The organism is Microbispora sp. ZYX-F-249 (genome assembly GCF_039649665.1).
Classification (GTDB): Bacteria; Actinomycetota; Actinomycetes; order Streptosporangiales; family Streptosporangiaceae; genus Microbispora; species Microbispora maris.
In genome coordinates this window covers 1-6,118 of sequence record NZ_JBDJAW010000098.1, presented here as the reverse complement: position 1 = coordinate 6,118, position 6,118 = coordinate 1, and the positions used below count along the sequence as shown (strand labels likewise).

At 70.3% G+C, this 6,118-nt stretch carries 4 protein-coding genes; 2 read left to right on the top strand and 2 right to left on the bottom strand.

Going from position 1 to position 6,118, the window contains the following annotated elements; genetic code table 11:
• Positions 1–261: 261 nt before the first annotated feature.
• On the bottom strand, positions 262–1,293 hold the full coding sequence (locus AAH991_RS39700; protein ID WP_346231119.1) for a LacI family DNA-binding transcriptional regulator: 1,032 nt from the start codon (positions 1,291–1,293) through the stop codon (positions 262–264).
• Between the two features lie 280 nt (positions 1,294–1,573).
• Here AAH991_RS39700 and AAH991_RS39695 point away from each other — a divergent pair, with 280 nt between their 5' ends.
• Complete coding sequence (locus tag AAH991_RS39695) at positions 1,574–4,414, top strand: discoidin domain-containing protein (protein WP_346231118.1); 2,841 nt, start codon at positions 1,574–1,576, stop codon at positions 4,412–4,414.
• A gap of 69 nt (positions 4,415–4,483) precedes the next feature.
• On the opposite strand, the gene AAH991_RS39690 is transcribed toward AAH991_RS39695, so the two are convergent.
• Positions 4,484–5,476 (bottom strand): LacI family DNA-binding transcriptional regulator, encoded by a 993-nt coding sequence (locus AAH991_RS39690; RefSeq protein ID WP_346231117.1) that lies wholly within the window; start codon positions 5,474–5,476, stop codon positions 4,484–4,486.
• Between the two features lie 130 nt (positions 5,477–5,606).
• Here AAH991_RS39690 and AAH991_RS39685 point away from each other — a divergent pair, with 130 nt between their 5' ends.
• Complete coding sequence (locus AAH991_RS39685) at positions 5,607–5,978, top strand: DUF8711 family protein (RefSeq protein WP_346231116.1); 372 nt, start codon at positions 5,607–5,609, stop codon at positions 5,976–5,978.
• Positions 5,979–6,118: the final 140 nt, after the last annotated feature.

Sequence of the window (6,118 nt, the reverse complement as noted above, 5' to 3'; positions counted from 1 at the left end):
CCGCGCGCAGTTCGACGAGGCGGAAATCCTCGTTACAGCGTTGTCCGCACAGGTTCACCCAGGCTGGAGGGAGCGGAGCGGAAGGAAGCGCGGACCGAAGCGTTGTGTCCAGCGGAGCGGACTTCGCGAGGACCGGAGGTTCCTTCCGGCGCAGTGACCGACTTGGCCAAGCACCGTGGCAGTGACCGGCGCCCATGTTCCCGTCAGTGACCGACTCCGCCCACGAGAATCCGGTCCGTGACCGGCCGCTCATGGTTTCCGTTAGTTGGCGGCCCGGGTGTGGCTGGGGGCGGGGGCGGGGGCGGTGGAGGCGCGGACCACCAGTTCGGGCTCGAACAGCAGCTCGTCGCCGGGGACCACGGCGGCGTCGATCTGGGCCACCAGCAGTTCGACGGCGGCCCTGCCCATCGCGTCGATGGGCTGGCGGACCGTGGTCAGGGGCGGGTCCACGCAGTTCATCAGGGCGGAGTCGTCGTATCCGATGACGGAGACGTCCTCCGGCACCGACAGCCCGGCCCGGCGCGCCGCCCTGATGGCGCCGAGGGCGAGGACGTCGCTGGCGCAGATGATGCCGGTCACCCCTCTGGCGATCATGCGTGTGGCGGCGGCATGCCCGCCTTCCAGCGAGAACATCGTGTGCTCGACGTGATCGGGCTCCAGTTCGAGGCCGTTGGCGGCGGCGTACGCGCGAAAGGCGGCGAGCTTGCGCTGGGACGGCACGTGGTCGGGCGGGCCGAGCAGCATCGCGACGTGACGGTGCCCGAGCGCCATGAGGTGGGCGAGCGCGATCTCCGCCGCGGCCACGTCGTCGCACGAGACCTGCGGGAACCCGAGATACTCGACCGCCGCGTTGACGAGCACGGTCGGCAGCTTGCGATCGAGGACCCTGCGGTAGTGGCTGTGGGAGGCGTCCCCCTGGGCGTACAGGCCGCCGGCGAAGACCATGCCGGACACGTGCTGCTGGAGGAGCAGGTCCACGTAGTCGGACTCGGAGACGCCGCCCACGGTCCGGGTGCACAGCACGGACGTGAACCCCTGCTGCGCCAGCGCGCCCCCTACGACCTCGGCGAACGCCGGGAAGATCGGGTTCTGCAGCTCGGGGAGGACCAGGCCGACGAGGCGCCCGCGGTCACCGCGCAACTGGGTGGGCCGCTCGTATCCCAGCACGTCGAGCGCGGTGAGCACGGCCTCTCTGGTGGCGTCGGAGACCCCCGGCTTGCCGTTGAGCACGCGGCTCACGGTCGCCTCGCTCACGCCCACCTTCTTGGCTACTTCCGCAAGCCGTCGTGTCATGGACGCAACTATACGACAGCGAGCGCAAGTGCTTTCATCCGCTTGCGTATGAGACCTGTCGGTATCTTTCGCTCCTGTCCGTGGTTCCGGGGGACTCTCCCTCCCCAGTCACCTGCGTGTGCGCACCGACGTAACGTGCGGGTTATCTTGCGACTTCTCGTCGAAATATTGCAGAAGGATGTCCGCCAACTTATCGTGTGGCCACTCACCTTCTTCGGAGGTGTGGCGGTTCCAGCGTCCACGCCGCATCTCCCGGATCTCGCATGCAGAAAGGATCCTCATGAGAAGATCCGGAGCCGCCGTCGCGGTGGCGGGGGCGCTGATCGCCGTGGGCGGCGTGGTGGCGTTCCCCGGCACGTCGTCGGCCGCGACGTCACCGTCACCGTTCTCCGTGGCGGGGAGGGGCGCGACGGTGCCGTTCACGGAGATCGAGGCCGAGGCCGCCGTGACCAACGGCGAGCGGATCGGCCCGGACCGCGTCTACACCCGCCTGCCGTCCGAGGCCTCGGGCCGCCGGGCCGTACGCCTCGACGCACCGGGAGAGTACGTCGAGTTCACCCTGCCCAAGCCCGCCAACGCGATGACCGTGCGCTACAGCGTGCCGGACAACGCGGCGGGAACGGGCATCACGGCACCGGTCGACCTGAGGATCAACGGCACCAAGCTCAAGGACCTGCAGTTCACCTCCCGGTACGGCTGGTTCTACGGCGGCTACCCGTTCGGCAACACGCCCGGCGACAAGCCGCACCACTTCTACGACGAGACCCGGACCATGTTCGGGTCCACCCTGGCGGCGGGGACGAAGGTCAGGATCCAGGTGGCCTCCACCACGGCCGCGCCCTGGTTCGTCGTGGACCTCGCCGACTTCGAGCTCGTGCCCGACGCGATCCCCCGGCCCGCCGGGTCGCTGTCGGTCGACGACTTCGGCGCCGACCGCAACGGCACGAGCGACTCCACCGCCGCCTTCCAGGCCGCCGTCGACGCCGGCCGGGCCCAGGGCAAGGAGGTGTACATCCCGTCCGGCACCTACACGCTGTGGGACCACGTGGTCGTGGACGGCGTGACGCTGCGCGGGGCCGGGCCCTGGTACAGCGTGCTCACCGGCCGCCACCCCACCCAGCGCAACCGCGCCGTCGGCGTCTACGGAAAGTACGTCAGCGGCGGCGGGTACACCGGCGGGATCAGACCGCACGAGGCCGGCGGCCCGAGCCGGGGCGTCACCCTGCGGGACTTCGCGATCATCGGGGACATCACCGAGCGGGTGGACGACGACCAGGTCAACGCCATCGGCGGCGCGATGACCAACTCGGTGGTCGACAACCTGTGGATCCAGCACACCAAGGTGGGCGCCTGGATGGACGGCCCGATGGACGGCTTCACGTTGAGGAACAGCCGCATCCTCGACCAGACGGCCGACGGCGTGAACTTCCACACCGGCGTGACGAACTCCACGGTGACCAACACCTTCGTCCGCAACAGCGGCGACGACGGCCTGGCGATGTGGCCCGACCGGATGGCCAACGTGAACAACGCGTTCACGTTCAACACCGTGGTGGCGCCGGTCCTGGCCAACAACATCGTGACGTACGGCGGCCGGGACATAAAGATCACCGACAACGTGGTGAGCGACACGGTCACCAACGGCGGCGGCATCCACGTCGCCAACCGCTATCCGGGGGTGAACTCCGGCCAGGGCACGGCGGTGGCCGGCACGATCACCGTCGCCCGCAACACGCTCATCCGGGCCGGCAACAGCGACTACAACTGGAACTTCGGCGTCGGCGCGATCTGGTTCGACGGCCTCAACGAACCGGTCAACGCGACGATCAACGTGACCGACACCGACATCGTCGACAGCTCCTACGAGGCCATCCAGTTCATCGAGGGCAGCACCGAGACCGTCGACTTCTCGGACGTGAACGTCGACGGCACCGGGACGTACATGATCCAGGCGCAGGCGGCGGCGAAGGCGACCTTCACCAACGTCAGGGCGGCCCACATCGGCGCGGGCGTCGCCATCCACAACTGCGTCGGCACCGGGTTCGCCCCCACGTACGGCAGCGGCAACTCCGGCTGGAGCCTGGGTTCCACCGTCTGCACCGGCCAGTGGCCCGCGCCGAACTACATCTACGAGAGCGGCGGCCCGAGCCCGAGCCCGTCGCCGTCCACCTCGCCCAGCCCCTCTCCGTCGTCCGGCCCGACGGCGTGCGCTCCCGGCAGCGGCGACCTCGCCCGGGGCAAGGCGGTCACGGCGACGAGCAGCACCCAGTCGTACGTCGCCGCCAACGCGATCGACGGCGACGCGGGCACCTACTGGGAGTCGGCGAACAACGCCTTCCCGCAGTCGATCACGGTGGACCTGTGCGCGGTGACGCCGGTCCAGCGCGTGGTGCTCAAGCTTCCGCCGAGCGCCGCCTGGGCCACCCGCACCCAGACACTGGCGGTCCTCGGCAGCACCGACGGCACGAACTACACCACCTTGTCCGCCTCGGCGGGCCGCACCTTCGACCCGGCCACCGGGAACACGGTGACCATCCCGCTGAGCGGCGCCGACGTCCGCCATGTCCGGGTGACGGTCACCGGCAACACCGGCTGGCCGGCCGGGCAGGTGTCGGCCTTCGAGGTGTACGGCACCGCAGGCACCCCGAGCCCGTCACCGTCGCCCAGTGCCTCCCCCAGTGCCTCCCCCAGTCCGCTCCCCACGGGGAACCTCGCCGCAGGCAAGGCGATCAGTGCGAGCAGTCACGCCGACGTGTACGTCGCGGGCAACGCCGCCGACGCAAACGCCTCGACCTACTGGGAGTCGGCCGGCAACGCCTTCCCCCAGACCCTGACCGTCGATCTCGGCGCGCCCGTCACGGTCGGCAGGGTGGTGCTCAAGCTGCCGCCGAGCGCCGCATGGGCCACCCGCACCCAGACCCTGGCGGTCCTCGGCAGCACCGACGGCACGAACTACACCACGTTGTCCGCCTCGGCGGGCCGCACGTTCGACCCGGCCACCGGCAACAGGGTCACGGTCACCGTGCCCGCCGGCGCCCGGCGCTACCTGCGGCTGATCGTCACCGGTAACACCGGCTGGCCGGCCGCGCAGATCTCCGAGTTCGAGGCGTACGCCTCGTAACCCGGAACGGGACGCCCGGAGGAGGAGTGGACGCCTCCTCCTCCGGGCTCCGCACACAGCATGACGTGCTCAGGTGACGGGGACGCCGACGCGGCCGGTGGAGGAACGCACGACCAGCTCCGGCTCGAACAGCAGCTCGCCCGTCGCGACGGCGGCGCCCTCGATCTGGCTGACCAGCAACTCCACCGCGGCTCTGCCCATCGCCTCGATCGGCTGGCGCACCGTGGTCAGCGGCGGATCCACGCAGGTCATGAGCGCGGAGTCGTCGTACCCGACGACGGACACGTCCTGGGGCACCCGCCGACCGGCCCGGCGCGCCGCGCGGATCGCCCCGAGGGCCAGCGGGTCGCTGCCGCAGATGATGCCGGTGACGTCCTGCCGCACGAGCTTCAGCGCCGCCGCGTGGCCGCCCTCCAGCGAGTGCATGGTGTGCTCGACCAGCTCACCGCCCGCCGCGCGGAACGCCTCCAGCTTCCGTACGGACGGCATGTGGTCGGCGGGACCGACGACGAGACCGATCCGCTGGTGACCGAGCGCGCGCAGGTGGCCGAGCGCCTGCTCCACCGCGATCGTGTCGTCGCACGAGACGCGGGGAAAGTCCCAGTGATCGGCGGCCGCGTTGACCAGCACGGTGGGCAGCCGCCGCTCGACCAGCCGCACGTAGTGCTCGTGGACGACGCCGGTCTGCGTGTAGAGCCCCCCGGCGAACACCACGCCGGACACCTGCTGCTGCAACAGCAGGTCCACGTAGTCGGCCTCGGAGATCCCGCCGACCGTACGCGTGCACAGCACGGGAGTGAACCCCTGCTGGGCCAGCGCCCCGCCCACCACCTCGGCGAACGCCGGGAAGATGGGGTTTTGCAGCTCGGGCAGGACGAGCCCGACCAGCCGGGCGCGCTCGCCGCGCAGCTGGGTGGGCCGCTCGTAACCGAGCACGTCGAGAGCCGTGAGAACGGCCTCCCGGGTGGCCTCGGAGACCCCGGCCTTGCCGTTGAGGACGCGACTCACCGTGGCCTCGCTGACCCCGACCTTCTTCGCAACCTCCGCAAGCCGTCGCGTCATGGCCGCAAGCATACGACGAGGAGCAACCGGGCCAAGGATGATCAGCCGCACGGGTGCAAGCGGCCTGAAAGCACTGTGAAAGAGGCGATTCCTAGTGTCTGAGGCGTCAGAGATCACTCAGGAAGGCATCATGAACATCCTCAGGAACAGCCTCGCCGTCGTCGCGGTGTCCGCCCTTCTCGGCCTGACCGCCGCCTGCGGCAGCGGCAAGGCCACGGTCTGCAAGGAGGCCGTCGAGGCGCTCACCGGTTACAGCTCCAAGGTCGCCGGTGCGGCCGCCGACGTCGAGGGGTTCAACACCGCGACCGGCAAGCTGGCCACGCAGTTCAAGGACCTGTCCGGCAAGGCCGACGGCGACCTGAAGGTGGCCCTCGCCGGCATGGCCGACTCGTGGGGCTCCTTCAAGCTCGACCTGTCGGACCCGAACGCGGCGACCAAGCTCGTCGAGTTCGGCCAGAAGGCCCAGCAGTCGTCGCAGCAGCTCGCCTCCGCCTGCTCCTGACCCGGGCTACCGCCTTCGATGTGGGCGATCGCGATCTCCCGGCCGGCCCGGCGGCCCGGGCGCAGCGGACGGTGCGGCGCACCACCGTCCCCCGCCCGTACCGCCGTGGTCCGGCCGGGGCCTCCACACGGCCCACCGAC

What these genes read in the sequence shown, in the direction of transcription:
- AAH991_RS39700 (WP_346231119.1), bottom strand. Translation starts at nt 1,293, where the DNA reads ATGACACGACGGCTTGCGGAAGTAGCCAAGAAGGTGGGCGTGAGCGAG.
- AAH991_RS39695 (WP_346231118.1), top strand. Translation starts at nt 1,574, where the DNA reads ATGAGAAGATCCGGAGCCGCCGTCGCGGTGGCGGGGGCGCTGATCGCC.
- AAH991_RS39690 (WP_346231117.1), bottom strand. Translation starts at nt 5,476, where the DNA reads ATGACGCGACGGCTTGCGGAGGTTGCGAAGAAGGTCGGGGTCAGCGAG.
- AAH991_RS39685 (WP_346231116.1), top strand. Translation starts at nt 5,607, where the DNA reads ATGAACATCCTCAGGAACAGCCTCGCCGTCGTCGCGGTGTCCGCCCTT.